Annotated in this window: 28 protein-coding genes and 1 tRNA gene; 8 read left to right on the forward strand and 21 right to left on the reverse strand. The window is 70.1% G+C overall.

Annotation, left to right across the window (positions count from 1 at the left end; all coding sequences use genetic code 11):
- The 3 genes from AOK08_RS27575 to AOK08_RS27585 all read right to left on the reverse strand — a co-directional run.
- Positions 1-2,323: SNF2 helicase-associated domain-containing protein (locus tag AOK08_RS27575; RefSeq protein ID WP_241827111.1), on the reverse strand; the 2,323-nt coding region annotated here is incomplete at its 3' end.
- A 299-nt stretch (positions 2,324-2,622) separates the two neighbouring features.
- Positions 2,623-3,993 (reverse strand): UDP-N-acetylmuramoyl-tripeptide--D-alanyl-D-alanine ligase, encoded by a 1,371-nt coding sequence (locus AOK08_RS27580; protein ID WP_107101061.1) that lies wholly within the window; start codon positions 3,991-3,993, stop codon positions 2,623-2,625.
- A gap of 313 nt (positions 3,994-4,306) precedes the next feature.
- Entirely contained in the window at positions 4,307-4,561 is a 255-nt protein-coding gene (locus AOK08_RS27585) for a hypothetical protein (RefSeq protein WP_055531003.1), read from the reverse strand.
- A gap of 344 nt (positions 4,562-4,905) precedes the next feature.
- Between AOK08_RS27585 and AOK08_RS27590 the strand changes: the two genes are divergently transcribed.
- The 3 genes from AOK08_RS27590 (at position 4,906) to AOK08_RS27600 (ending at position 6,779) form a co-directional block, all read left to right on the forward strand.
- The gene (locus AOK08_RS27590) at positions 4,906-5,289 is read left to right on the forward strand and encodes a hypothetical protein (RefSeq protein WP_241827112.1); all 384 of its coding nucleotides are present in this window, start codon (positions 4,906-4,908) and stop codon (positions 5,287-5,289) included.
- Between the two features lie 87 nt (positions 5,290-5,376).
- On the forward strand, positions 5,377-6,009 hold the full coding sequence (locus tag AOK08_RS27595) for a GNAT family N-acetyltransferase (protein WP_079054308.1): 633 nt from the start codon (positions 5,377-5,379) through the stop codon (positions 6,007-6,009).
- 152 nt (positions 6,010-6,161) lie between these two features.
- Entirely contained in the window at positions 6,162-6,779 is a 618-nt protein-coding gene (locus AOK08_RS27600) for a hypothetical protein (protein WP_055531009.1), read from the forward strand.
- Positions 6,780-6,988: 209 nt separating this feature from the next.
- On the opposite strand, the gene AOK08_RS27605 is transcribed toward AOK08_RS27600, so the two are convergent.
- Positions 6,989-9,043, reverse strand: a complete 2,055-nt coding sequence (locus AOK08_RS27605) for a hypothetical protein (protein WP_055531011.1) — start codon at positions 9,041-9,043, stop codon at positions 6,989-6,991.
- Positions 9,044-9,443: 400 nt separating this feature from the next.
- On the opposite strand from AOK08_RS27605, the gene AOK08_RS47630 reads away from it, so the two are divergent.
- Positions 9,444-9,881 (forward strand): hypothetical protein, encoded by a 438-nt coding sequence (locus tag AOK08_RS47630; protein ID WP_241827113.1) that lies wholly within the window; start codon positions 9,444-9,446, stop codon positions 9,879-9,881.
- 796 nt (positions 9,882-10,677) lie between these two features.
- Positions 10,678-11,286, forward strand: a complete 609-nt coding sequence (locus AOK08_RS27620; RefSeq protein WP_055531017.1) for a zinc finger domain-containing protein — start codon at positions 10,678-10,680, stop codon at positions 11,284-11,286.
- A 192-nt stretch (positions 11,287-11,478) separates the two neighbouring features.
- On the opposite strand, the gene AOK08_RS27625 is transcribed toward AOK08_RS27620, so the two are convergent.
- The 5 genes from AOK08_RS27625 to hemC all read right to left on the reverse strand — a co-directional run bounded on the left by AOK08_RS27625 (position 11,479) and on the right by hemC (position 15,697).
- Complete coding sequence (locus AOK08_RS27625; RefSeq protein WP_157876819.1) at positions 11,479-12,048, reverse strand: hypothetical protein; 570 nt, start codon at positions 12,046-12,048, stop codon at positions 11,479-11,481.
- Positions 12,049-12,286: 238 nt separating this feature from the next.
- Positions 12,287-12,703, reverse strand: coding sequence for a hypothetical protein (locus AOK08_RS27630; protein WP_055531021.1), 417 nt, complete (start codon positions 12,701-12,703; stop codon positions 12,287-12,289).
- On the reverse strand, positions 12,700-14,196 hold the full coding sequence (locus AOK08_RS27635) for a serine/threonine-protein kinase (protein ID WP_079054306.1): 1,497 nt from the start codon (positions 14,194-14,196) through the stop codon (positions 12,700-12,702). The genes AOK08_RS27630 and AOK08_RS27635 overlap by 4 nt, the downstream gene beginning before the upstream one ends.
- Before the next feature lie 162 nt (positions 14,197-14,358).
- Complete coding sequence (locus AOK08_RS27640; RefSeq protein ID WP_055531025.1) at positions 14,359-14,688, reverse strand: hypothetical protein; 330 nt, start codon at positions 14,686-14,688, stop codon at positions 14,359-14,361.
- Between the two features lie 82 nt (positions 14,689-14,770).
- Complete coding sequence (gene hemC, locus AOK08_RS27645; protein WP_055531027.1) at positions 14,771-15,697, reverse strand: hydroxymethylbilane synthase; 927 nt, start codon at positions 15,695-15,697, stop codon at positions 14,771-14,773.
- Between the two features lie 124 nt (positions 15,698-15,821).
- On the opposite strand from hemC, the gene AOK08_RS27650 reads away from it, so the two are divergent.
- Positions 15,822-16,313: a hypothetical protein gene (locus AOK08_RS27650; RefSeq protein WP_157876820.1), complete on the forward strand. Its 492-nt coding sequence runs from the start codon at positions 15,822-15,824 to the stop codon at positions 16,311-16,313.
- Between the two features lie 302 nt (positions 16,314-16,615).
- Here the strand turns inward: AOK08_RS27650 and AOK08_RS27655 are convergent, their stop codons facing one another.
- Positions 16,616-16,957, reverse strand: a complete 342-nt coding sequence (locus tag AOK08_RS27655; protein WP_157876821.1) for a hypothetical protein — start codon at positions 16,955-16,957, stop codon at positions 16,616-16,618.
- A 553-nt stretch (positions 16,958-17,510) separates the two neighbouring features.
- On the opposite strand from AOK08_RS27655, the gene AOK08_RS27660 reads away from it, so the two are divergent.
- Entirely contained in the window at positions 17,511-18,686 is a 1,176-nt protein-coding gene (locus tag AOK08_RS27660) for an SEC-C metal-binding domain-containing protein (RefSeq protein ID WP_055531032.1), read from the forward strand.
- Positions 18,687-18,752: 66 nt separating this feature from the next.
- On the opposite strand, the gene AOK08_RS27665 is transcribed toward AOK08_RS27660, so the two are convergent.
- The 5 genes from AOK08_RS27665 to AOK08_RS48505 all read right to left on the reverse strand — a co-directional run bounded on the left by AOK08_RS27665 (position 18,753) and on the right by AOK08_RS48505 (position 20,976).
- On the reverse strand, positions 18,753-19,670 hold the full coding sequence (locus tag AOK08_RS27665; protein WP_157876822.1) for a DUF4238 domain-containing protein: 918 nt from the start codon (positions 19,668-19,670) through the stop codon (positions 18,753-18,755).
- 174 nt (positions 19,671-19,844) lie between these two features.
- A tRNA-Met gene (locus AOK08_RS27670) sits at positions 19,845-19,918 on the reverse strand.
- Between the two features lie 55 nt (positions 19,919-19,973).
- On the reverse strand, positions 19,974-20,177 hold the full coding sequence (locus AOK08_RS27675) for a cold-shock protein (RefSeq protein ID WP_055531036.1): 204 nt from the start codon (positions 20,175-20,177) through the stop codon (positions 19,974-19,976).
- A 223-nt stretch (positions 20,178-20,400) separates the two neighbouring features.
- Positions 20,401-20,682 carry an HU family DNA-binding protein gene (locus tag AOK08_RS27680; protein ID WP_055531038.1) on the reverse strand — a complete coding sequence of 94 codons (282 nt, stop codon included), beginning with the start codon at positions 20,680-20,682 and terminating at the stop codon, positions 20,401-20,403.
- Positions 20,683-20,850: 168 nt separating this feature from the next.
- Complete coding sequence (locus tag AOK08_RS48505) at positions 20,851-20,976, reverse strand: hypothetical protein (protein ID WP_277816045.1); 126 nt, start codon at positions 20,974-20,976, stop codon at positions 20,851-20,853.
- A gap of 258 nt (positions 20,977-21,234) precedes the next feature.
- Between AOK08_RS48505 and AOK08_RS27685 the strand changes: the two genes are divergently transcribed.
- Positions 21,235-21,603 carry a hypothetical protein gene (locus AOK08_RS27685; protein WP_055531040.1) on the forward strand — a complete coding sequence of 123 codons (369 nt, stop codon included), beginning with the start codon at positions 21,235-21,237 and terminating at the stop codon, positions 21,601-21,603.
- 39 nt (positions 21,604-21,642) lie between these two features.
- Here AOK08_RS27685 and AOK08_RS27690 read toward each other — a convergent pair whose 3' ends face one another.
- From AOK08_RS27690 to AOK08_RS27715, 6 genes are all read right to left on the reverse strand, one after another.
- Positions 21,643-22,296 (reverse strand): HAD-IA family hydrolase, encoded by a 654-nt coding sequence (locus AOK08_RS27690; protein WP_241827114.1) that lies wholly within the window; start codon positions 22,294-22,296, stop codon positions 21,643-21,645.
- Positions 22,297-22,483: 187 nt separating this feature from the next.
- On the reverse strand, positions 22,484-22,951 hold the full coding sequence (locus AOK08_RS27695; RefSeq protein ID WP_055531044.1) for a hypothetical protein: 468 nt from the start codon (positions 22,949-22,951) through the stop codon (positions 22,484-22,486).
- Positions 22,952-23,010: 59 nt separating this feature from the next.
- Positions 23,011-23,688 (reverse strand): cysteine hydrolase family protein, encoded by a 678-nt coding sequence (locus AOK08_RS27700; protein WP_055531046.1) that lies wholly within the window; start codon positions 23,686-23,688, stop codon positions 23,011-23,013.
- Positions 23,689-23,703: 15 nt separating this feature from the next.
- On the reverse strand, positions 23,704-24,282 hold the full coding sequence (locus AOK08_RS27705; RefSeq protein WP_055531049.1) for a restriction endonuclease: 579 nt from the start codon (positions 24,280-24,282) through the stop codon (positions 23,704-23,706).
- A gap of 123 nt (positions 24,283-24,405) precedes the next feature.
- Positions 24,406-24,771, reverse strand: coding sequence for a hypothetical protein (locus tag AOK08_RS27710; protein WP_157876823.1), 366 nt, complete (start codon positions 24,769-24,771; stop codon positions 24,406-24,408).
- A 77-nt stretch (positions 24,772-24,848) separates the two neighbouring features.
- Positions 24,849-25,121, reverse strand: a 273-nt coding sequence (locus AOK08_RS27715) for a Helicase associated domain protein (protein WP_198539412.1), incomplete at its 5' end; no start/stop codon positions are given.

Genomic DNA, 25,121 nt, shown 5'->3' on the forward strand with positions numbered 1-25,121 from the left:
GGGCGGCGGCGAGAGCGTCGAGAGACGGCAGCGGGTTCAGGGTGCGGTCGCGGGCGCGGCGGGCGGTGTCCGGGTCGATGAGCAGCCATCGCCCGCGCAGTTGGATCAGCGGCCAGGCCGCTTCCGCCAGGGCGGTCATCTCCTCTTCGGTGAGCGGCTCGCCGTCGACGTTGATATGCCAGCGGCAGTCCACGAGCCGTTCCAGGGCCAGGTATCCGCTGGTCTCCGGGACTGTGTCTGGGGCGGGAAGGGTGCCGATGACGGCTGTGGCGGTGAGGACGTCGGTGAGGTGCGGGGGCCAGTGCGTGGTGATGCCGAGCTCGGCGAGCGGGCCGGTGGCATGCAGGTGCAGGAGGGCCAGGTCGTGGGCGGACAGGGTGATGCCGCCGGGCTGTTCTTGGGCAGCGAGTTGGGCCAATGGCGCAAAGGCGCGGGAGGCGCGGCGCAGTACGCGCCGTACGCCGGGCAGCATGGCGGTGGTGAGGCCGGGGTGCGGTGAGGCTGCGGACCAGACGCTGGCTGCCGAGACGGTGTCCTGCCCGTCGCCGGGATCGAGGTGCAGCGTGATGGGTACGGCCGGGGCCGGTCCGCTGTCGTCGGGCTGTCTGATGCGCAGCACCAGGGCGGGTACGGGGTGGGGATCGAGGGCGTCTTCGATCTCGTCCGCCCATGTCCACAGCTGCGGGGTCGGGCGGATGTCGTGCGCGGGACCGCTGTAGGGACCGGGGCCGAGGAGGATGGTGGCGCCCGGGGCGCGGAGCATGGCGTCGGCGACGGCGTCGAGCACGGTCCACACCACTCCTTCAGGGGCAGGGATGCGTACGGGCGTCGTCCCGGCGAGCAGGCAGTGTCCCTCGGGGGCCAGTCGGCGGGAGGCATCGGCCGCCGCCCGGCGCAGCGGGTCGGTGACCGGGCCGATACGCCAGCAGTCGTACCCCTCGGCGGTGAGGGAGGGGTAGACGCGTTGCTGGGCCACGCACTCCAGGCCGAGCCGTACGGCGTGCCGCCATCCGGCCGCCGAAGGGTGCTCATCGTCCCGGGCGGTGAGGAGGGCCGGCAGGATGAAACTGAAGGGAGCGGCGATGCCGGTCACGGTGGCGCGGCGCGGCATGATGCCACCCGGCCCGGCCAGGACGAGATCGCGGGTGACGGCCTGCAGCGGCGGCGGTGCCGTGGTGACCTCGGCGAGCGGTGTGCCGTCGGGCCGGAAGAACATCCATGCGGTGCGGGCGGGGTGCCGGGACGGCAGCACGGTGACGGCAGCGCCGTCCGCGAGGAGTTGGTCGATCAGCGCGCGAGCGCGGAAGAGATCCTGCGCGCTCGCCTCGATGGCCGCTGGAGATTCCTGAAGGGATGCGCGCGCCGGCCCAGCCGGAGCCGGCGGGACGGGGGTGTCGTCGTGCTCCCGCTCGGGCGCCTCCGGGGGAGCGTCGGCGTGGTCAGCGGCGAGGGCGCCCTTCAGAGCGGTGAGGAAATCGTCGGCGGCCGCGGAACGGGCCGCCTGTTTGTTCGTCCCGGATCCTGTGCCGGTCAGGCGCTGTTGTCGGTGGGTTGCGGTGACGGTGGCGGTGAAGTGGGTGGACGAGTGGGTGGTGACGCGAAAGTCGGGTCGCTCGATGTGGCCCGCCTGCGCGTACTCGTGCAGGACCGAGATCGGGCTGCGTCCACCGACGGGAGCCGAGTCGGCCCGGGATGCCGGCTGGGACGACGCCGGCGTGCCGGTCTGCCAGATATACGTCTCGGCGATGTGCTCGGTGAACGGATCGTCCAGGCCGGCGAGCGCGGCAACGAGACTGGCCATGGCCTGCTGACGGGCGCCCTTGCGTGTCCGGGCGCGCTGGACGCTTCCGGCTGTGTCACGACCGTCGACCGCGAATGTCGCCTGCGCCACGAAGGCCGGCTCGCTCCCGTTCCCGTGGCCCTCCCGCACCGTCGCCGAGGGCAGCCGCAGCAGCTGAGCGTGTATGGAGATGATGCTCGGCGCCAGCGTCGGGCTGGCGACGACCTGAGTGAGCGCCTCCTGGCGGGCCCGCGCCCACACCGGAGTGGCGGGGGTATCGAGCAGCAGCAGGCGCAGGTCGGGGATGTGGAGCCGCCCCCGCTCCAGACGGTGTACTGCCTCTTCCGCAGCGTGGGTGGCCATCCCGGCCAGCGCATCCGCTGCGGTGGCCTGCTGGAGGACACGGTGGAAGGCGTCGGCGCTCAGGCTCTCCAGAGGGCCGACCACGGAACTGCCGACTCGGGACCGCGGGACGCCACTTGCTGCGGAGCGAGCGGCGAAGTCGGCCGGCGAGCCGACGGACTCCAGACGGTCGATGGACAAAAAGCACTCCCCCCAGGGACCCGGATGCCGTCGATTCCACCCGCCATTGTGGCCTGTAGGCGTGTCAGTTTGTGCAACCACGCTGATCCCGGGGGTGAGCACGGTCGTGGTTCCCCCCAGGGGGCGAACGGTCGGTGGAGTCGGAGGGGCTCCCCCGTTGGAAGAGTGCCGGAGCACCTCGGCCTGGCCGCCGCTGGGTGACCATGTTGCCCGTCCGCGACGGTTCGACCTAGTTCTGGGCCCGGAATTGGCGGGAACCCGGCAAATTTGCCGGGTTCCCCTTGCCCATGCGGGTCCGGCTACAGCAGCGCGGCGGCGAGCTGTTGCAGCTCGACGTCACGAGACGCCTTGACCAGTACGACGTCGCCGGGGCGCAGGACCTTGCGCAGCAGCTGCAGCGCGCTCTCCTGATCGGAAAGGTGCACAGCCTCTCCGCCCACGCCGATCACGCCGTCCTGCATCCATCCGGCTTCGTCGCCGCCCACCAGGATGATCTCGTCCAGGCTCAGGCCCGCGGCGTAGCGGCCGACTTCCTCGTGCGCGGTGCGCGCGTCGTCACCGAGTTCGTTCATCCGGCCCAGGACGGCCACCGAGCGCTGGTCCTTGCCGCCCGTCATGGAGGCCAGGGCGTTCAGCGCGTACCGCATCGAGTCGGGGTTGGCGTTGTAGGCGTCGTTGAGGATCGTGATGCCGTCGGCTCGGGTGGTCGCCTCCATCCGCCAGCGGGAACGCGGGAGAGCCTCGAACAAGCGTGCCGCCGTCTGGTCGACATCGAGGCCGGCTTCACGAGCTACGGCCGCCGCGGCCAGGCTGTTGGGAATCTGTACGTCGCCGAGGAACTGAAGGCGGACGCGGGCACGGCCTTCGGGGGTCACGAGAGTGTAGGACGCCCGGCCCTGCCGGTCGGTCTCGATGTCCACGGCGCGTACGTCGGCGTGCTCTGCCAGCCCGTAGGTGATGACGCGTCCCAGGGTGCGCCGGTCCATCGCGCGTACGAGGTCGTCGTCGGCGTTGAGGACGGCGAGGCCGTCCCGGTGCAGTGTTTCGACGATCTCGCCCTTGGCCTTGGCGATGTTCTCCCGGCCTCCGAACTCACCCATGTGTGCGGTGCCGACGTTGGTGACGACGCTGATGTCCGGCGGGGCGATCTTCGTGAGTTCCTGGATGTCGCCGATGTGGCGGGCGCCCATCTCCAGGACGACGTAGTCGGTGTCGGCGTCGGCCAGGGTGATGGTGAGCGGGAGGCCGATCTCGTTGTTGAAGGACTGTGGGGTGGACACCACGCTGCCGGGCAATACCTGGGCGATGAAGTCCTTGGTGCTCGTCTTGCCCGCTGACCCGGTGACGGCCACGACCTTGGCCCTGCCGACCGCGCGGCGGAGCAGGTGCTGGCCGAGTCGGCCGAATGCCTCCAGGACGTCGTCGACGACGATGGCGGGCACGCCGACGGGGCGTGTAACGAGGGCTGCGGCAGCGCCCTTGTTGACGGCAGCCTCGGCGAAGGCGTGACCGTCGGTGTGCTCGCCGCGGAGAGCGAGGAACAGCGTTCCGGGAGAGGCTTCGCGGGAGTCGAACACGGCAGGCTCGGTGACCTGGGCCGTGGGATCGAGGACGTCCGCGAGGCGGCCGCCGACGGTGCTGGCGATCATGGTCAGGGACATAGGCTGCAACGTGGTTCTCCTGCCGCTCAGGTGGTCGTTGGCGACGCTACCGGGCGCGATAGGACGCTGGGGTCAGGTCACGTCTCTGTCGTACGGTGCGCCGCGCGGCGGTGTGCCACCCGCCGCTGCTCCGCGCAGGTCCATACCCCGGGCCCGAGGTCCTCAGCAGGGCGGCACGCCCCCGCTGCCTCACCACCCGGATCCGGGTACTGAGTTCCGCTTCCGTCGGGTCCTGGCTCCGCCGGACGGCGGTGACGTCGCATGCCGGGGCCGGGCGCGAAGGCTCTGAACCGGTGCGGGCGGCGGGCTTCCCGCCCGGCCGTTATGCCGCGGCGCGGTCAGGGTGATCGGGGTGGCTGTCCCAGTCGATAGCGAACTGGCGCATCTGCTGGAGGATTCGGGCGCCACGGTCGACATCGTCGGATGCGACGGCGTCGCTGTAGGCCTGGGCCAGGCCGTGGGCCGCTCTCCACTCGTCCCAGTAGGCATCGAGGCCCTCGGGATAGTGCGCGCGCATCCGTTCGTCGAGCCGGTCGTCGATGAACGCCCGCCACCGGGCGCCGGTCTGATGGTTCAACAGGGGCGCTCCTTCTCCTCCACCGCGCAGGCCGCCGAGGCAGGTCGACAACCTTCCGGGTCACTGTAGCGAGCCGCGCGGCTTCGCCGACTCCTGTCCCCGTGCCGCCCCGGGAGGTGCCCTGGTCACCGGCCGGGCGGCGGGCAAGCAGTGGCAGCAGTCCGACGGCCGGCGAACCAACACTCCCGACGTTGCTTAACTCGATTATCACGTGTAATCTAATCGAATCCGGGCTAGGTGCTCCAGCTCGTCACACGCTCCCATTGCGCCTTCGTCCAGGGCCAGTTCACCCCTGCCGCGACCTCTACACGGGCGCGCCACCGTCGAGGACTGCCATGCATCCCATGCTGTACCGCTTCACTGCCAGTGGCGTTACGCCAGCCGACGCCTTCGCGGACTACGCCGTTGGAGACGGCCTGCGTCCCCAGGATCCTGTGCGCCACCGCGCGGATCTGTCGAAGGCGAGAGGTGTCGCGGTCATTGAGGACCGCGCGCCGCTCCGGACCCTCGCGGTGGGCTACTTCAACGACTTCTACTGCGCGTTCGGTGGGGCCGACGGCGGCCCGCTGAGCGAGGACGATGCGGATTGGCTGGCCGACCGCTTGATCGAAGACGACGATCCCCGCATCCGGGCGGGCGCCGCCGGAGCGCTGTTGCTGGATGTCGCTCCCGGCCCCGCGCCGACCTGGCTCTTCTTCGGGTGGGCCGTCCCGACGCAGATGACCTAGCGGCGACGTCTTCCTCCTCCCCTTATACACACTCGCTTTCCACGCCCGCGTTGTGCGCGGCTTTGCTCTGTGAAGGGCTCGCACGTGATGAACGCCCCAACGGCCCGGTCCGGGATCCGCATCCGCACCGCCGCTGTCGACGACGCAGATACCCTCGTCGAGCTGGCCTCTCTGGTCGATCTGCATCTCCCGTCGGCGGAGGTTCCTGCCGCACTCGCCCCGATGCGGCATGCGCTAGCCGACACCGACGACAGTCCCCTGTCCCACCGGTACAACCACTTCCTGATCGCCGAGGATGCCGCTGGGATCCCGGTCGGACTCCTGACGGTCGGTCCACCCAAGTGGATGTCCGACCCGACGATCGTTCCGAAGTTCATGCGGCCCCAGATCGTCCGGCGTCTCGCCACGATCCATATGCTGGCGGTCCGGCCCGAGTACCGACGCCGCGGCGTTGCGCGCGCCCTTCTCCAGCACACCGAGCAGACCTTCCGGCAGGCCGGATACGCGGCGCTGACGCTGCGGCACGACCGTGATCTGGTGCGGTTCTACCGGCAGTTCGGTTTCACCACCTCCAGTCGCCTGTCGTTGACGCTGCCGACGCAGGGGCTGCGCACGGTGCGCGAACGGGGCTGGAAACACTCGTTCAAGGTTCTCTCCCCCGACGCGGCCATCACCATCGTCCAGGGAATGCCCACGATCACCGGCGTCGTGTCTGCCTGATCGGCCTTCTCGGATCGCGACGCGCGCGAGCATGTCCCAGATGCCCAAGACCTGCGGCCAGCGCCTCTCGCCCTCATCGGTCACACCTGTCGCCGCCACCCTCTGCCAGGACTCCTCTCTCCTGTTTTCGCCCCTTACCGCCAGGACTCGAAATGCCCCCGTCTTCCACCCAGTTCCAGGCCGAGCGCCTGCTTGAGGAGCTTCCGCCGCTGCCGGTGGACATGCGGCAGAACCACGGTCGCGAGCGCGCCCGGTACGCCTTCGTCACCCGCACCCTGGAGGTGCTGCGCACCGACACCACCCTGGCCGGGGAGCGGGTGGAGGACTGGCGCCGGGTGAGTCGGCAACTCGTGATGCTGTGGCAGATGAGTACGCCGGGCGATTTCCGGCTGGCGGTCGCGGGACTGGAGCTGATCTCGCGGGAGGCCGAACTGCTGGAGCCGGCCTGCGCGGGCGGGCCGGTTGGCACGGGGCCGCATGGTGGAAACCTGCTCTTTCCTTGGCAAGCCACGCCCGGCGACTGGGTCGCTGTGCCGGGCGGCCTGGTGGGGCCGCTGGAAGAGACGTCGATGGCCATGCCGAACCTAGGGGGCATCGCCCGGACCGTCGTCATCATCGACCAGAGCCATCGCTTTCACCGGGGCGGAGCTCCCCAGGTAGATGTCTTCCTCCACGACGGCACGCGGATCGAGCAGCTGGACTCCGACGTCGAGCGGGCCAAGGCGCACGAGCAGTGGGAGAAAGACCGCGAGGAGTGGTACCGGCGGTGATCGCCGTCGCGCTGTTGGCCGATGCTCGATGCTGGTGGTCAGTTGGATGTGGCTGTCGCGAGCGGCAGTTCATTCACCAGGGCGGGGCGGTGCCTGCCCCGACCAGCCTTGAGCGGCTGAGGCTGAGCCGATGACGCGGTCGCCGGTTCCCCGTCCCCCGGGTACAGGATGCGCTGAGCCTCGGCAATTCAGAGGTCTTTGCTGGTGTGTCAGGAATAGGTGTCGAGGTAGTGCTCGTACCAGGCGGCCAGCTGGTCTGGGTCCTGGGGGATCGACTGGATCAGGCGCAGCAGCGAGGAGCGGACGGGGCGCAGGTCGTGGCAGGCCAGGGCGGCCAGGTCGGTGCACCGCAGTGCGGCGGCTCCGGCGAGGTGGCGTTCGGCGAAGCTGCGGGGGCCGGTGAGCTCGTCGGCGGCGGCGAGGTAGCGGGTGACGAACGGGTCGAAGGCGGCGCGGTGGGCGGCCAGGTGTGCGCGGTAGGCGGAGCTGTCGACGGACGCCGTGTTGGCCTCTTCTGCGTGGTGCGGGGAGGGGAGGTCGAACCATTCGCTGACGTAGGCGGTGAGGGTGGCGGCGTAGTCGTAGGGATCGTCGGCGTGGGCCGGGTCGGGTTGGAGGTGTCCGTCGGCGGCTCCGTAGGTGGTGTCCGCCCGGTAGCGCAGCAGGGTGAGAGCGCTCGCGAAGGAGTGGAATCCGAGAAGAAGGTCGGCGCCAGCGATGACGGTGCGCTGGGTGGGATCGGCCGGCGGGGTGGTGGGCAGCAGCAGGCGGCGCTTGCGGTGCTCGCGCTGGAAGGGCAGGCAGATCATCGCTTCGATCGCGGCGTGCTCGGCCAGGAGCACAGCGGCTGCCTGGGAGGGGGCGGCTTCCCGCTCCCACTCGACGGTGTCGTCCTCGTGCTCGAGGTCGGGCAGGTCAAGGTGTTCGAGGCGGGTGCGGTAGACGCCGGTGGTGCTGGCGGTGAGGGTGAGGGCGCCGGAACGCGCGGGCAGCGGCATGGCGGCGTTCAGGGTTCCGTCGTCGTGGCGTGACCACGTCGGGCGGGAGCGGGGGCGGGTGGCCGCAGCGAGGCTCCAGTCGAGCAGGTGGACGAGTTCGTCGTGGCCGGCGTCCAGTATCGCGGTGTCGTCGTCGGCGGGTCCGGCTGTGAGGGCACCGAGTCGGGAGAGTTCGGCGGCGGGGAGGTCGGTGACTTCTTCGGCGCCGGGAGGGATGCACGGGTCGGCGCCGTGGACGGAGCCTTCCGGGTAGGTACGGCAGCTGCCGGCCCAGCCTCCGGCGTCGTACAGGCCGGCGTGCACGGGGTCGGCGAGGACGCGGGCCGCGACGGCGAGTACGTGCTCGGCAGCCCGCAGCCTCGTGGGGTGCGCGGGGCGGCCCGCCAGGTGGCACAGGGCGTGCGCGGCGCTGGCGGGTGCGGCAGACGGTTCGATGGTGGTGACCCAGTCGAGGACCGCCGCGTGCGGATCGGCGGGTCCGTGGGCGGGGGTCCGGCCGACGGGCCACAGGGCCAGCGGCAGGGACTGGGAGATCCACAACGGCAGGACAGTGGGCGTGGCCTCGCAGGCTTCGATCAGGTGGAGCTCGCCGAGGTGGCGGGTGGTGAACAGGTGGACGTGGCCGTTGCGGGTGAGGCGGTCGACGAGGCGGATGCGGCGGAGGGTGGCGGAGATGTGGTCGGCGATGGCGGCGAGGTCCGTGTCCTGGGCGGCGGCATGCTCGGCTTCGGCCGCGATCACGGGAAGCCACTGGGGCAGGAGGCTGGCGTCGTCGGCGTTGCGTTCGGCGAGGGCCGTGCGCCAGGTGTGTTCGTCGATGCCGGAGAGGATGATCCGGCTCTCCCCGACGGTCAGGAGGGTGTCGGCCCCGTGCGGGGCCCAGCGCAGGCCGGGGACTCCGCCGCCGGTGGCGGTCTGTCGGTAGGCGAGTGCGTCGATCCAGCGGGGCAGCTGGGAGGGAGCGACCCTCACCTGGAGTTCGTCCGGGCGGGGGGTGAGGCCGACGATGCCGAAGGGGCCGCCGCTGAGGGTGGACCGGTGTCGCCCGTAGGTGTTCATCAGGGCGTGGAAGATCCGTGCTTCTCCGAGGGCCTGGCCCGGAGAGGCGGTGGGGATGAGGCGCGAGGCGCCGGTGAGTTCGGCTCGCACCGTCTCGTCGGACTCGCCGGTGGCCGACTGCCGCAGTACGGACGGCGGCAGGCTCGCGTCGATGGCGTTGAGGCCCCACTGCTGGCGCGGGGTGTAGGGGGTGAGGGTGAGGGTCACGTGCAACTCCCGAGGTGGCTCTGCGCTGTCATCTGCTACAGGTGGGCGTGAGTCGCACGGTGTGACAGTTGGGAGCAACGATTATTCGGGGCGATTCGCCTGGTCAGTCACGCTTGTGGCCCTGTGACGGTGAAGTTGGGACGGGTGCCATCGGGTTGGAGTGGACGCCGTTTTGTGACACCGAACATGGGACGCCACGGGTCCAGTGGTGTTCCTGACCGGGCAGGGGACGATGGCCGCGTTGTCGGCGTGCGCTCCGCCGTCGGTTCGGGCGCCGTCTCCAGCCGATGGAGCGCGCCCCGCCCTTGTCGACGTCCCGGCACCAGCACGCCGAACCTGTGCAGATTCCAACCTTGCTGTCGAAGGCTGCCCCGGAGCTTCGTTCTGGAAGGCTGACCGCATGGACGAGGACCTGGCCGTGAAGTCGTATGCCGCTGCCCAACTACTCGGCGACCGGGATGTCCAGTGCGACGCGACCGCCGTGCACACGGCGCCGGGCGTCCGGGCTTACGCCCTGCTCGACGGCATCGGCGACACCCCGGCCGTCCGCGCCTGGACCCGCACCGCCGCACGGCGCCTGGCCCGCACCGCCGCTGTGCACGCGGATGCCGAGGCCGGCCTGCGTGCCGAGCGCGACCGCTACGCCGCCGAACCTGACCGAGTCGGCGACCACGGCCTTCCCGCAGCTGCTGCCGTCGTCGCGGTCCACGTCCCGGCGGTCTGCTGTCGGTCGCCTGGTCCGGCGACGCCCGTGCCTACCTTCTTCTCGACGGACACCTGCGCCTGCTCACCGAAGACCACAACGAACGCCGCGCCTATGACGGAGATCGGAACCTGATCACCGCCTGCCTCGGGGCAGGCGACGATGACCACCAGACCGAGCGGCTCTGGGGGCACCCGGCCGTCGAGTTCCTGCGAGGCCCGGCTCGCCCGGCGTGGCTGCTCCTCGCATCCGATGGCGCCTACGAACCTCACGAGGATGCCGACCATGACCTGACCGGGTACCTGGCTGGCGACCCCAGCGAGGCCGCCGAACGCCTTGTCGAGGATGCCGTCCGGCGGGCACGCGACCTCCCCGACCCCTACGCGGACAACGCCACCGCCCTCATCGCACGCCTTGACGCTCAACACGACGCGCTTGCACCGCGCGACCCGACCCGCTGACCTCATGCAGGCGTGCGCGGGGCTCTCATCCTGGTAAGGCCGGCGAGAGCGCCGCAGGCATCGCAGATCGCCGGAGCCCTCGAAGGAGCGCCCGCAGCTCCGGTCGCCTTCATGTACCCGCTGAACCGAGCTCCACAGAGCCGGACGCAGCCATGGACGACCGCCACGGATCACTGGTCCCGCCCGCCAGGTGGCGGGCCGGAACGCACCGGGATATTCGGCTGCTCGCAGAAGACTTCGACGGGGTCGGCTCTCACTCGGCAGGCGTTGTCCTTCGCCGAGCAGCAGCGGTCCCTTCTTCCTCCCGTGGTGCGGGAACCGTGCTTTTGCCTGCGGGGTGGCCAAGTCGCGGACGAAGATGGGCAGATGGAGATCCTTCACGCACGAGCGTGGCCGGTATGCGAGCCCCCTGGTGCTCTGGTGGCTGTTCTGGGTTCCGTCGGCCGCCGTCAGCAGGAGACGGAGGACAGGTGACGGGGCAGGAAAGCTGGGGGCACTGGCGACCCCAGTTCCACCAGGGGGAGTTGTCTCGCCTGGTCCGTGCCTGGTACCGGCGCGTGGAGTGCTCCTCCTGCAGCGTGGCCGTCGGCCGCGCCTGCCGCTCGCCGTCCGGCTACCCCACCGACCATCACCGGGTGCGACGGGATGCTGCCGGACCGCCCCCCTACGGGGAGTGGAGGAAGCAAGGACTGATCCCGGAGATCCGGCGCCGCTCTGTCCCCGCCGTTTTCGATGCCAGCCGCGCGGCGCAGGTCGAGTTCGGGGTCGACGAATCCCTTGGCGACGCCGTGGCGATCGTCCGTCACGTGCTGGCCGACCGGCTCGGCTTTGCCCTGGGGGACGAAGCCACCCTCGACCGGTTCGACGACGCAGTACGGGCCCTGGTTCTGGCGCGCGGGCCTGAGGGCAGTGCGGATGTGATCACCGTGCTGGCGTCCCAGATAGCCACGCTCGCCCTCAGCCTGGCGGGGCCAGTCGGTGACCCGGAGACACTGTTGACGACCTTGGTCCGCTCGCAGGTCGCCCATGTACGCGGGCAACGGCATGTCGGGCAGCGCATGCGTGCCCAGGAGAGATGACGGCACCGACCGCCACGAGTTCGGGTCCCCGTACTGATAATCGGCGGGGCCAGTGGAGGTGGCTGCCTCTGGAAACGGCATCAGCTTGGGCCACGGTCGTTCGACAGTTCGCGGCTGGTGGCTGGGTCCGGTACCGACACGGCAGCAGAGGTGGAGCAGACCGGGACGCCCAGTGGTGGATTCCCCGTTGAACTACGGTTGGTGGTCGCTGTCCGGTGAGGTGGCGCGGCACCACGTGAGCGCGCTCCCCCGCCGTGCCCGCAGCACGGCGACGCACAGCGCGAACGTACCGGCCGAGGCCATCACCCCCGGAGCTGACCAGCTCTGTCCCGCGGCCACCCCGATCATCGCCATGATCACCAGGCCCATGGCCCACAGTTCGCGATGGCGGCGCCGGCGTCGGCGGTCCGTCGCGTCGAGCCTCGTCCCCGCACGGAGGACGGCGACATTACACACTCCCAGGAGAACGGGAAGGATCACGGCTGCCGCTACGGCGGCGGCCCGCACGGACACCGACGCCTGGTAGCCGACTCCGGCAGCCGTGGTGACCGCCGTGGCCTGCGCCGCGTGCAGGAGAAGGAGGAGACATTCCACCATGACCAGCCGCCGGCGGGCGTTGCGCACGCGGGCCGGCACCCATCTGCGCAGCAGCACCAACGCCTCTTTGCGCACCGAAGGTTGCGCCTCGGCCCGTTCCACGAAGTCGGCAAGCGTTCCAGCTGCCCGTCGCCGCAGCCCCACGTGCTGTGCGAGGTCCCGCACGGCACGCAGACCCTCTCGCTGCTGTGCTTCTCACACATCAGCGAGCAGGGCATCGGCCCGCTGCCACGAAACGTCCTGCATCACGCCCGTTATTCAACCCCATCCCGGCCGGGGCGCGGCGCCGCCCGGTGGCCGAGCACCTGATGGCACGTCCCAGCACCCGATGCGGTGATCTCCGTTCCCGGTCGTCGGCCGGGTCCGCGGCCCGCGGCCTCGGCACTCCAGCCGGTGGTGACGATCACGATCTCTTGTGGAGGGAGGGCGGGAGGAGGACGGGGTCGTTGCCGGTGCCGTTGGCTCCCGTCAGGTCGCGGTGGATCCGGGGGTGCAGCGCGCGGGAGGCGGCATTGATCCGCTCCCACTGCTCGACGGTGAGGTCGGGCAGCAGTTCGTGGAGGTGGTGGAGCGCGAAGGCCACGGCGGCGGGGACCGCTTTGCCCAGGAGGTTGGCGATGGCGACGCTGTGGGCGTCGGGATGGAGGTCGCCGCCGCCGGAGAGCCCGTGCGCGAGTCCGTAGGCGTAGGAAGCTTCCTCGGTCAGGGTGGCATGGGCGATGCCGCGTACGCCCGAGTCGCAGTCGGCCGTGGCCAGGAGGCGGGCGGTCGGCGGGTCCGGCACGATGCTGTCGGTAGTGGCGGTGACGGTGTCGGTCATACCTGTCCAACTGCGTTCCGGGTGTGGGCGACACGCCGGTGCGGGGTGCCGCTCGGGGCGAGGGTCGCGGTGATCAGGGCCGTGGCGGGCCACAGGACGGCGGCGGACGCCAGCGACGCAACCGTAGGGAGACCGGTGCGGGCGGCGGCGAGCAGCAGGGCGGCCGCGGTGAGGGCGCCGGCGGTCGAGGCCAGGTCGGCGTGCCAGGCGGAGCGGTGGAGCAGGCCCTGGACTGCTCTGCGTACGGCGGTGGTGCACGCGACGAGCAGCGGGCCACCCAGGACGGTGATGGCCAGGGCGGCCGTCCACTGGGACGGGTGGGAGATCAGCAGGGCGAGGGCTGCGCCGAGGGTCAGCAGGAGCATCGTGAACAGGCCGACGGTGGTGATCTGCAGCTCCGTCGGCCGGGGCGGCCGGGGCGGGTCGAGCAGGTAGCAGGAGCTCAGGAGCAGGCCGCCGAGCGCTCCCGCCGTTGGCGGCCAGGGCCATGTCACGGCGGTGGTCCAGGCAAGCTCGCCGGCGATCGCGGCGCCGGTCACCGCCCCCGCCCACAGCACAGCGGCGTACGGCCGCGGCCGGTGACGGCGGCCGGGCGCAGGGCGCGGCGTGTAGATGACGGTGGGCCCCGGCAGCGCCCGGTGCGGCGGGCGGCTCGGCACGGTGACGAGGCGGGAGCGCAGCCGCTCCAGCCGGTCCTCGGTTTCGGCCGCGGTCGGCCGGCGGGCCGGGTCCTTGTCCAGGAGCTTAAGGACCAGGAGCTCGAGCTCCTGGGGGACGTCGGGGCGCAGGGCGGACAGCGGGACGGGGGTGTCGTGGAGGTGCCGGCCCAGGACATTCCAGCCGGAGCCGGTGAACGGGGTGGCACCGGTGAGGAGTTCGTACATCAGGCAGCCCAGCGAGTACAGGTCGCTGGGCGCGGCGAGGTCTGTGTCGCCGCGGGCCTGTTCTGGGGACATGTAGGCGGGGGTGCCGATGGCGGCGCCGGTGACGGTGAGGGTGTGGTGGGCGAGGCCGGCCAGGCGGGCGATGCCGAAGTCGCACAGCACCGCCTCGCGGCGGTGGTTGATGAGGACGTTGGACGGTTTGACGTCACGGTGGACGATCCCGGCTCGGTGCGCGGCCTGCAGGGCCTGGCTGATCTGCGCGGCCCAGGTCAGGATGTCCGCGAGGGGGAGCGAGCCGGTGGCGTGGGCGCTCAGAGGCTGGCCGTCGACGAGGTCCATCGCAAGGAAGAGGACGCGCAGGCCGCCGAGATCGGCGGCACCATGGTCGTGCACGGCGACAACGTGCGGATGGGACAGCCGGGCGGCAACGCCCGCTTCCCTGCGGAAGGTGGCCTCGCCCACCGTATCGTCACCGCCCCGTGGGATGACCTTGACGGCGACGTCGCGGCCTTCTGCGAGATCTTCGGCGCGCCAGACCTCGCCCATGCCGCCGCTGCCGATGGTCTCCACCAGCCGGTAGCGGCCCGCCACCGTCGTGCCGCGCATCATTCCTCCTGCCCGCGAGCTCGTCCTGCCGCTGGGCTGGCCGCCCAGGGGACACCGCTGGCTGCGGGCGCGCCCGGGCGGTGGCGCGGAGCTTACGCAAACGACGCAGGACCGCCCTGAGCCGGCATCGCGCGGAGCCGGAGAGCCGGTCGTGGGCGCCTAGGGTCAGTGACCGCGGACGGCGGGGACGATGCGTACGGCGTGGCCGGAGCCGAGTGCTGCTTCCGGGGACGGGCCGCCCGGCGCAGTGCCACTGGTCGCAGCCGCAAGTCCGTGCGAGCGCAGGGCGTTGCGTACCCGTTCCGGGATCGCGCCTGCGTCTGGGCGCTCGTCGGGAGCCACCGTGACCTTGAGGATCACCTCCTCGCCGACCGTCCATGTCTCCACTTCTGGCTGATGGGGCAGTCCCGGGCGGTCGCCGAGCTGGCTCACCCCCGCGGCGCTCAGGGCCTCGCGCACATCGCGGAGCAGGGCACTGCTGCTGGTAGTGATCATCGATGGCTCCATTTCCTCGGGGCCGACCGTACCGGCCCGCGCCGCGCCAGGGCGCTGGCGTTTCACGTTGGGCCGCGAGCTCTCAGGTGCGCCGCGAGGCTGCGAGGAGGTCGTTCGCCCCTTGGCCGATGAGGTCCCGGGCCACGGCGCTCCCCACTGCCTCCGGCTCGGTTCCTGTCCGTTCGGAGGCCAGCACGACGGACCCGTCCGGTGTGTAGACCCTGCCGGCGAGGCGGACTTCGCCCGATGCCGCGGCGATCGCATGCCCGGCGATCGGAGCGTGGCAGTGCCCAGCGAGCGCGCGCAGCAGGGTCCGCTCCGCGACCGCCGCTCGGGCGGCAGCGGCATCGGCGAGCGGGGTGAGGACGGCGAGGGTGGAGGGGTCGTCCGCGCGGGCCTGCATGGCCAGTTGTCCCGCGCCCAGGGCGGGCATCATCCGGTCCGCGCCGAGGACCTCCGTGGCCTCGGACTCCCGGCCGATGCGGCGCAGCCCGGCGCGTGCGAGGATCACCGCGTCCACAGCCTCGCCGGCGTGGGCCAGGGCGAGGCGGGTGTCGGCGTTTCCGCGCACGGGGACGATGGCCAAGTGGGGGTAGGCGGCCGTCAGCTGGGCGATCCGGCGCGGGGCCGAGGTGCCCACGCGGGTGTCGGGCGGCAGGTCGTCGAGTTTGCACCCGCCGGGGTGGACCAGAACGTCGTTGACGTCGTCGCGCCGCGGGTACAGGCACACCGTGCCGGGCGGCTCGGGCTGGTCGCCGGGCATGTCCTTGAGGCAGTGCAGTGCGAGGTCCGCTCGACCGTCGAGGACGGCCCGGGTGACCGCGCTGGTGAACACGGCCTTCCCGCCGACCTCGGACAGGGGACCCTTCCACCGGTCCCCCGTCGTGGTCACCGGTACGAACTCCGGCTCCACGCCGGAGGAGCTCCGGGTGATCTCCTCCATCAGCCACGTCACCTGTGCGGTGGCCATGACCGAGGCCCTGCTCGCGATCCTGATGCGGTGCGTCATACTCCTCGAGCCTAGGGCCGGGCACGGTGTGCTCATGCCGACAGCCTGTCCGCCTCGGTACGGCGCCGACTTCGTCTCGGCAGAATGCGGATGCCATCAACCGCGAGCACGAGGGACAGGCCAGGTGAGCCGACGACCACGCAAGGACGCAGTACCGGAGCCGGTGGTGAACGGATTGCAGCCGAAGATCACCGAGGAGGCGGACACAGGCCCGGACAGGTTCAAGCTGGAGTGCCCGCGCTGCGGCGAGGTGGGCCGACACCGCTTCGCACTGCTGGCGAGGCGGGCGTTCGAGGAGCATGCCGACGAGGCGCACCCGATCGCCGAGAGCCCCTTGGATCAGATCCGGACCCTCGTCGATCTTTCGGAAACCGGGCCGGGAACCTGGGAATGTTCGATCGCCGCGGACACCTACGTGGTGCGCGAGCGCGGCCACGGCGACTACGAGGTGGAACTGGTCGGGCGGCAGGCCACGATCGACGCCCGCATGGGCACCCTGGATGAGGTACGGATCGTCATCGGAGGTCACGCCAAGCTGGTCAACGCCGCCCTGGCCACGGCGGCCACCATTCAGCTGCGCCATGTCGCTCCGGTCAACGCCGTCCCTCTGGAGTGACTGCCACTGGCGCCAACTTGGTACGACCGCGTCCTTGGAGACGTGGGCCATCAGCGCCTTGTCCGCGGAGATCTCGTCCAGCAGTTCGTCGCCGACCTGCTCGGGGACGGGATGCTGCGGCTGGCACGCCAGAAGCCGCCAGGAATGAACAGGTGCCGGAACGAGCACCGCCCGAACCCTGCCTGTAGCAACATGCCGTCCACGAATATCGGCTCCCGCCGTCGGGCGGGACGAATCCCGTCCGACGGCGACCCCGACCGGCTGACAAGCGCCGGATGCGGGGCTAAGCAGCCGTTGCCCGGCTACTCAGCTTGTTCCAGAACGGCCTGCGGGTGGTCGTCGCTCCAGCAACGGTTGCTCCACCTGTTCCTGTGCAGTTCCTCGCGACGCCGGACGTGTCCCGGCTCCTCGCTGCACTGCACCCAGCCGTAGCTATCCGGGTCGGCGTCGAAGAACATCGCCGAACACGCATCCTCCACAGGTTCAGGGGTTGGGCCGTACAGCCCCAACCGGTCCAGCAGGCCGTCCGCGAGCCTCTGCGCCGCTTCGTCATCCAACTCTGTAGCAGCCGTAATCAGCTCCACGAACTGCCCGTACCTCCCCTCCGGCGTGATGGTCGGCAGAGACGTCTTCGGCTGGATCATCAAATCCTCCAACACCAAATCGAGTGAACCCCTTCACTCTTCAGGCGCGGCACGGACCGGAAACGACAATAAATCTTGAAAAGGTGACGCGGATCACATCAGTTGGAGAGGGCCCTCGCGGTCTCAGTCTCCGGTGAGCCACCGTCATCGAGTTTCGTCGATGCGGTGATGACGGGTCCGCCGGTGCCCCGTGCCGGGACACGGTGACGAAGGCTTCTTGACCGTGTCGGTACGGATGGCGCCGCGCTGGCGCAGTGCGGTGGCGTAGGCGCCCATCCGCGGTGGCAGGTCGGGGGTTTCCCGGCGGCGCGGTCCTGACGGCTCACGGGGTCATCACTCTCCCGAGTGATGACCCGACACCCGCGCGGCTGGCATACTGCTGGAGCGCCCGTGGGCGTGTGCCGTCAACTGCTTCCACCGCATTCGGCGAACCGAGCCTCTGCTCGGACCACGAAAACGTATCCGGCCTGTCCAACTGATCTTTTCTCAAGGTCTGCCCGGTGCGCTGTGCGGTGGGGCGTGCCCGTGTTCCGGCAGACCGGAGTGGATCGTTGTGACGCCGAACCCCACCCATCGCAAGCGTCTGGCGAGCGCGGTTTCCAAGGCCACGTCGGTGCCCTACCAGCGCGCCCTCGACGCGGTGATCCAGGCATCCGAGGCTGGAGAACTGCCCACGCGACTGGACGCGGACGGAATGCTGCAGGCCCTCTCTCTCCTGACCGAACGACTCGGCGGCCCGGCCGACACGTTCGCGGAGTTCCTGGACCGCCACCAGGGAGAGCCCACGGCCCGTCAGTACGAACGGTGGGCCGCCGGTCGTCCCGACAATCCTGAGGCCGCGTCCGCCTTGATCAACGCCGGATGGCAGCACGCCAAGGACGGCGGGCACCGCAAGGCGCTGGACCTCTTCCGCAGGGCGGAGCAGATTGCCGGTACCACCTGCCGCCGCCTGGCGCTGGTTGGACAGGCCGAGCAGTTGTACCGGCTCGGCGACCAGGAACCGGCGCGATCGGTGTTCCTTGCTCTCGCGGACGAGCTTGCCGGCAAGGAGCCCGACGCCGATCTGATGAGCCAGGTCTGCGACTCCCTGACGGACCTGGACGATCCGGCAATCGGCTTGGAGTGGTGTGACCGGCTCCTCGCCGGCAGCGACGATCCCCTTGGCGATGGTCTGGAAGCCGTCGTCATCCATCGCCAGAGTGTGCGTGCACAGCTTGATCTGGAGCCCGACGAACTCGACCGGCTCTCTGACGAACTTGAGGAACAGGAGACCGCGTTCTTCCAGTCCCTGCCTCACCTCGCCCGCGAGGAAGCGGATCGAGCAGCAGTCTCCCTGACGACTCCCAACGGCGCATACGACGGACTCGTCCTGATCTGGCCCGACGAGGACGTGCCCATGGTCCAGGAACGGTGGCCGCAGCTCCTGCCCCGACATGTCGACCTCGCCGAGTACCGGCACAACCGGGAACACCGGGCACGGCAGTTCAGCGACGACGGCGTACACCGCGTCATCCTCGTTCCTGGCGAGCTCTCCGAGTACGAGCGCTACGCCGCCCACAAGGGCGCCGACCCTGCCCTTCCCCAGACCCTCACCGCCTACACACAGGCCCTGCATGCCCAACAGCCCGAGGGCGAGTCGGCCTGGCCGCCTCCACGCAACGGCCCGTGCTGGTGCGGCTCCGGCGTCAAGTACAAGAAGTGCCATGGCGGCAATCCGACCACGGACTGACGAGATCCCGGCGTCCACCCCGGCGGGGTGGACGCCCAGCCCGTGCCCTCTGGTGTCCGGGCGTGGTCACATCACGCCGTGAGTCCCATAGTTCTGCATGAAGGCCGGGGCCACCATGCGCTGGATCTCGAACCACGTGGGCAGATCCTCGGCGAGCTTCGGGTGTGCACCGGTCCAGCCTGGTGCGTGGGCGACGAACTCGCGGCTATTGAAGATGGTGAAGCGGTTGAGTACGGCGGTGTTCAGTCGCCGTGCTTCGCCGGAGTCCCGGGTGATGATCAGGGCCAGGTCGTTTCCGAGAGGTACGGTCACTCGCTGGAATCCGTCCAGGCCGGCGCCAATGCCGTGGTCGAAGAACCCGCGAGGTACGCCTGCTGGTGGGGGTACGGCCGGGCCGGAGAAGCAGACGATGTTGTCGCTCACGATGAGGCCGCCGCCTTGAGGCCGGTAGCAGGACCAGTGCATGTCCGTTCCCAACAGGATGCTGACCAGGAAGTTCCACCGGTCCTTGGGGCGAACGCTGTCGTTGCGCAGGCTCCACGGATTGATGACGTGGGCGCTGACCTGTCCGAGGAGGCTGGTCTGGATCTGCTGGGCGGAGAAACCTCTGCTGTTGGCGTCTGTTTCCTGGGCGATGAGGTACATCAAGAAGCGGGAGCGGTGCCACTGCAACGCCAGGAACCAGGCCAAGGCAACTTGTACATCTCCTGGGACCGTGCGGGAGCGTCTCTCGGCGAGTTCCCGAACGGCGGTGGCCGCGTCACCCTCGATCTCGGCCATGGCGGCTTCGAGGGTCACGTGATCGGGTTCTCGACCTGGCCAGTACAAGGTGTGACCGAAGTTGCGGTGAGCGAGGTTGGTCACGGTGGACTGGTATTGGCGCTGCTCAAGGACCTTGTGGACAACCAGCCGTCCCGCCGAGTCCGCAAATCGTCTCAGTAGGAACTGCGGGACGAAGTGGTGCTTCTTTGGATGCCCAGACATGGGTCCGAACATAGCCGTTAGCTGGCGATCTCCGGCAGGAGATTGCCGTCAAGGCCAGGTCCCTCGTGTCCCCAACTGCTTGTCCACCAAGCATGATCACTTTGATCGGCCCAGGCCGCGTACAACGGCTCCGGCCCTCTTCGATGCTAACCATCGAAGAGGGCCGGACAGCAGTAGCGGGGACAGGATTTGAACCTGCGACCTCTGGGTTATGAGCCCAGCGAGCTACCGAGCTGCTCCACCCCGCGTCGGTGGTGCCACTCTACACAGTGGACCGTGCGGGGCGGTGCGCTTTGCGGGTGTTCAGCGGCGGACGATGTTCTCCGCCTGCGGGCCCTTCTGGCCCTGGGTCACGTCGAAGGTGACCTGCTCTCCCTCGACCAGTTCCCGGAAGCCGTTGCCCGAAATGTTGGAGTAGTGGGCGAAAACGTCCGGGCCGCCGCCGTCCTGGGCGATGAACCCGAAGCCCTTCTCGGCGTTGAACCACTTCACGGTGCCACTGGCCATGCTTGTTGTCCTTCGATATCGCGCCGGGTCCCGGCTGGAATGTGTGCGGGGCCGTCCGTCATGGGAGGGCGCCCGGCGTCCGTTCTACCCCGTCGGCGACGCGGTTATCCAGGCTTTTCGCTGGTCGCAGAGTGCCGGGGCGACGGAGCTTGGCACAGTGCGGCTCGGTGGAGCGGGCCGTGGTTGTGGCGGGCTGGTCTCGCTCCCGGACGAGGCTGGGCAGTTACTTGCCCTTGGCGGCTTCCTTCAGCTTGGAGCCGGCGGAGACCTTGACGTTGTAGCCGGCCGGGATCTCGATCGGGTCACCGGTCTGCGGATTGCGCGCGCTGCGAGCGGCACGGTGGGTGCGCTCGAAGGTCAGGAAGCCGGGGATGGTGACCTTCTCGTCGCCCTTGGCGACGATGTCGCCGACGGTCTCGGCGAGCGCGGCCAGGACGGCGTCGGCGTCCTTGCGGGTCACCTCGGCGCGGTCGGCCAGCGCGGCCACCAGCTCACTGCGGTTCATGGTGTAGCACTCCGTATCTGTGGGTCATCCCGGCCGCAGAGCGGACAGGACATGTCGGGGGTAATCCTTTCATTGGCCCTGTGGACTTGTCGCACAGCCATCACCGCCGACGCGTCGCGGTGATCGGTCGAGGTGGTGGCCGCTCGATCGCGGCACCTGTCACCTCGTTCAGACGACCTTTCCGGCTACGGCCGACGCCATGGCCACGCCCTGGGCGAAGAGCCCCGAGTGCCCGTCGCACGCGTAGAAACGGCGGCCGTCGTCGGGACCGGCGCAGGGCTCGAACCACAGCACGGCTGCGTGACTGCATGAGTGGTGGTCACAGTTGTGGGGATCTGATATCGGTTCCGCCAGCCCCATCCGCGCGTGCCTCATGAGAAGAGGCTAGTCCGATCACCACGCGCGCCAGCCGTGAGGGCACGAGAGGAGGACCCGTCTCGGCAGAGCCTGGTCGAATGGACACGCCGCAGTGACCGTGCCCGGCCGCCGCTCGTTCACCCGGGCGCGGGCGTGCGCCCGCGCCGCGCCCGAACCACGGACAAAGGCCTGCTCGTGCTCGACATCACGGAGAACGTCCGCTTCGATCCTCGCGACCTGGAGCTCGTCGTCCAGACGGTCCGGGACGACCCGTCGGAACCGCCACCCGCGGTACTGGCCGTGCTCCATACCTGCGAGCACTCCTCCGCCCCGTTGCTGACCGCCGAGGAGCTGTGGCGCCTGACCCAGTTCGCGGACCCGTCGGCGGTCTACGACCTGCCCCTCACCGTGGACACGGTCGTGGGAGACGAGCGTCTGGCGGCTCACCTGCGATTGTGGAGTGCGGTCCGAGAGCAGGCTCCGCGCACCGTAGCGGCCCTGGACCTCATCAGCCGGACCGAGACCGAACTCGCCATCCACGCCGCCCGTTTGACCGGAACCTGAGCGAGCGCCGCACGCCCCCTCGTCGCGGGCCGGCGGTGATCAGGCCGGGACGGCGGGAAGGTTCAGCAGCCGGGTCAGGCGTGCGACGGTGGTGTCCTGTTCGTCGGCGTGCACGGTGATGATGCCCAGTGCGGCGGCGGGGACGAGGTTGGCGTGGCGGTCGTCGACGAACACACAGGCAGAGGCGGGCAGCCCGAGCCGGTCCAGGGTGATCTCGTAGATCGCGGGATCTGGTTTGGCGATGCCTTCGGTCTCGGAGAGGACGGTGACGTCGAACAGATCCCACACGCCGAGTTCTTGATAGGGGTTGTAGGGATCGAGGCCGAAGGAGTTCGACAGCATGGCCAGGGCAATGCCGGCCTGCCGTGCGGCCCGCGCAAGGTTGATCATCTTCGCGGCTGGGCGGACGGCTTGCCAGGCCCGGCCCATCAGGTTCTGGTGATCGGCAAGGCCGAGCAGCGCGGCGGTGCGGCGGTTCCACTCCGGCTGCGTCATCCGGCCGCTCTCCAGCGCCTTGTACAGGGCACGGCCTTCGGGATGGTCCTCCAAGGTGGTCGCCCACGCGGACTCCGCCAGCCCCTGGGCCAGGCACCAGGTCCGGTGAGGAGTTCCCACTTCCTCGGTCAGGACTTCCGCGAAGTCCAGAATCAGCCCCTGGAAGGGGATGTCCCCGCCGGCCTGCGCCACGCTCACCAGCCTCCCCTACCCGGGTTCTCCATCACCCGGGGTCCCTACCCGGCCCCGGCACCGAGTCATGCGCAACACCCTGGTTCTGCCGCATAGTTGGGCAGGATCTCGGCTGGGCGGTTCAACGGGTCATGGTGTCCGTCAGGACGGGTGTCCGCATCGGCACGGCGACGGCCGATGCGGCTCGACGGGTTCACAGGCTGCTGTTCTGCGCTGCCGACTTGCGGCGGGCGAGTGCGGGGAGCAGCAGCCGGGGAGAGAACGCGGGGGGCAGGAACCACAGCCCGGTCGTTCCCATGAAGGTGAGCATGAGGCTGAGCAGTACCGTCGCCGTGTCGCGGGTGGGGGCGCCGATGATGCCGGTGAGGACGGAGAGGGTCACGACGAACACCATGAGGAAGCGCCACTTGGTCCGGCCGAGGAGAAAGTGTCGGCCTTCGGCCAGCGTCACCCACCAGGACAGCGCGGACATCAGGGTGAAGCTCAGCGCGGCAAGCGGGATCGCGACCGGCAGGAGGGGCCGGGTGGCGTCGTCGGCGGGCAGCTGGTCGGCCCACCGGCCCGCCATGTGGTGCAGGAAATACAGATAGAGCGGGACGCAGGCGAGGACGAGCAGCCACAGCAGCGCACGCAGTGCCCGGTCGGAATCCAGCAGTCTCACGGTCGTCTCCTTCGAAGGAACAGCTACTCGGCCAGGCCCCGGGGGTGCCGGCGGCGGTCTTACGGCGCTGCCTGGATCATGGTGAGGACTTCCGTCGTGGACCGTACGTCGCCGAAGGAGCGGTAGATCGTGGCGAGGGTGGCGTTGTGGTCCTGGTCGCGGCCAGCCGCGTTGGCGTCGGCGACCATGACGACCCGGTAGCCGAGGGTGGATGCGTCGCGGGCCGAGCTTTCGCAGCACACCTGGGTGACCGTGCCGGTGACCAGGACGGTGTCGATGCCGTGCTGTTCAAGGTGCTCGGGCAGCGGGCAGCGGCCCGGGAAGAAGGCGCTCGGTGCGCTCTTCTCCGCGAAGATGTCGCCGGGGTCGGTGGCAAAGCCGGGCCACAGCCGGCCGGGCAGGGGCCCGGTGCCGCCGGAGGTGCGGAACATCTCGGCGGCCTCGGGACCGTGGAACTCGTCGCCGACCGCGGTGCGTTCGGTGCGCGCGGGCAGTACCCAGGCAACCGTTCCGCCGGCCGCACGGAGCCGGTCGGCGAGCTGCTGGATGTTGGGCGCGATGCCGCGGGCGTAGGGGTTGGCGTCGACGAAGAACGGCACCATGTCGATGACCACGAGCGCGGTGCGGGCGGGCGTGATGTCCGGGTACGCGTGCCGGCGGCCGCGCCGTTCCTCCTGGCGCCGGTAGTCCCTCTCCTCGATGCGCCACGCGTGGAGGCGGGGCTCGGTGTCCTGCACAGCGGGTGTCCCTTGTCAGTCGGGGTCGGGGCTGAGTTTGCGGTTGGTGCCGGAGCGGCCGATGTCGAGTTCCACGAGGGAGGTGAGGGTGGTGCCGTTGTTCCAGAAGCCGAGCAGGTCGACGTCGATGAGGCACAGGCCGTGGCGCGCGGCGAACTTGCGGGCCGGGTTGGTGAATACGCAGGAGGCGACGAAGACGGGTACATCGGCGTGGTGTTCGGCGCGGGCGGTGCCGTTGAAGGTCTGGATGTCGCGGCTGCCGACCGAGCGGTGCTTGGCGAAGCGCTTGACCTGCACGACGATCTTCCGGCCGTCCGGCAGATAGCCGATCACGTCGGCCCCGAGGTCGCCCGAGCCGCCCACGCGCTCCACCTGGGTGCAGCCGTCGCGGCGGCACAGCTCGGCGACGTACTCCTCGAAGACGCGGTCGTCCATCGTCCACACCGCTGCCAGGGAGCGGCGGGCCTGGCGCTGCGCGTCCTCGGCGAGCCGTTCTTTCTCCGCCCGGGCCTCGCGCCGTCCGGCGCGCACCAGCGCCGCAACGACGGCTGCAAGTACGACGGCGGCTAACGCCGCCAGCAGCACCGTCCCCATCCGAACTCCCCTCCCCCGGTGGCTCGCCGCCTGGTCTCTCCCCAACCGGGGGCGCATTTATCCGCTCTGGGGGCGGGGACGGTGGGGGCGCGCTGTCTGGCGTTCCTGTGCCGTGCGGGCAGCTCAAGCGGCGGTGGTAGGGAGGCCGTGCCGCTCGACGGACGGCAGCAGATGCCGCAGGTGTTCGATGCCGCGGGGAGTGAGAGGGATGGCCGTCTCGGCCGCTCGCTGGTCGAAGAGCGGGTGGTGGCCGCAGGCACGGGTGTGGGTGAGTGTGATCCGTTCGCTCTGGGTGTCGACGCTGATCATGGCGGGGTATACCGCAGGGTCGTCCAGGTCGTCTCGGCTGAGGAACCAGTCGGTGTCGGTGGTCGCCCAGTCGGAGCGGAGGGAGGTGGTGATGTCCGGCACCCAGGAGGTCCTGCCTGCCAGGAGCACGTTCAGCGCGATATGGGAGGCGTCCAGGGGGCGTTGTGCTGGGGCGGTCATGCAGCAGAGTGTGGCCGGTTGCGGGGCGGGGGCGCCACTTGGGCGGGCTCGTGCCAGTGGTGCCCGCCTCACGGTCGTCACGGGCTGGTGGGGTGGGCGGGCTGGGCGAGGGGGGTCAATCCGGCGGCGGTGACGGCCTGGAGGTGGTCTTCGGGCAGGGTGTCCCACCGTTTGCGGAGGTTGTTGAGCCACTGGCCGACCTTGAACTCTTCGCCGTCGAGGGTGACGGTGTCGCGCTGGCGGATGTCGAGGTGGCCTTCGCGGGCGCGGAAGGCTTCGACGGCTGCCAGGCCGTGGTCGAGCTGCCGCTTCTGGCGGGCGGCGCGGCCGGCGGGCTGGGGTGGGGCCTG

This window comes from Streptomyces graminilatus (assembly GCF_001418565.1).
Lineage (GTDB): Bacteria > Actinomycetota > Actinomycetes > Streptomycetales > Streptomycetaceae > Streptomyces > Streptomyces graminilatus.

Excerpts from the sequence above, each read along its gene's own strand:
- AOK08_RS27590 (WP_241827112.1), top strand. The coding sequence starts at position 4,906 with ATGCTGTACCGCTTCACTGCCAGTGGCGTTACGCCAGCCGACGCCTTC.
- AOK08_RS27595 (WP_079054308.1), top strand. The coding sequence starts at position 5,377 with ATGAACGCCCCAACGGCCCGGTCCGGGATCCGCATCCGCACCGCCGCT.
- AOK08_RS27600 (WP_055531009.1), top strand. The coding sequence starts at position 6,162 with ATGCCCCCGTCTTCCACCCAGTTCCAGGCCGAGCGCCTGCTTGAGGAG.
- AOK08_RS47630 (WP_241827113.1), top strand. The coding sequence starts at position 9,444 with ATGGACGAGGACCTGGCCGTGAAGTCGTATGCCGCTGCCCAACTACTC.
- AOK08_RS27630 (WP_055531021.1), bottom strand. The coding sequence starts at position 12,703 with ATGACCGACACCGTCACCGCCACTACCGACAGCATCGTGCCGGACCCG.
- AOK08_RS27635 (WP_079054306.1), bottom strand. The coding sequence starts at position 14,196 with ATGATGCGCGGCACGACGGTGGCGGGCCGCTACCGGCTGGTGGAGACC.
- AOK08_RS27640 (WP_055531025.1), bottom strand. The coding sequence starts at position 14,688 with ATGATCACTACCAGCAGCAGTGCCCTGCTCCGCGATGTGCGCGAGGCC.
- hemC (WP_055531027.1), bottom strand. The coding sequence starts at position 15,697 with ATGACGCACCGCATCAGGATCGCGAGCAGGGCCTCGGTCATGGCCACC.
- AOK08_RS27655 (WP_157876821.1), bottom strand. The coding sequence starts at position 16,957 with ATGATCCAGCCGAAGACGTCTCTGCCGACCATCACGCCGGAGGGGAGG.
- AOK08_RS27665 (WP_157876822.1), bottom strand. The coding sequence starts at position 19,670 with ATGTCTGGGCATCCAAAGAAGCACCACTTCGTCCCGCAGTTCCTACTG.
- AOK08_RS27675 (WP_055531036.1), bottom strand. The coding sequence starts at position 20,177 with ATGGCCAGTGGCACCGTGAAGTGGTTCAACGCCGAGAAGGGCTTCGGG.
- AOK08_RS27680 (WP_055531038.1), bottom strand. The coding sequence starts at position 20,682 with ATGAACCGCAGTGAGCTGGTGGCCGCGCTGGCCGACCGCGCCGAGGTG.
- AOK08_RS27705 (WP_055531049.1), bottom strand. The coding sequence starts at position 24,282 with ATGGGGACGGTGCTGCTGGCGGCGTTAGCCGCCGTCGTACTTGCAGCC.
- AOK08_RS27710 (WP_157876823.1), bottom strand. The coding sequence starts at position 24,771 with ATGACCGCCCCAGCACAACGCCCCCTGGACGCCTCCCATATCGCGCTG.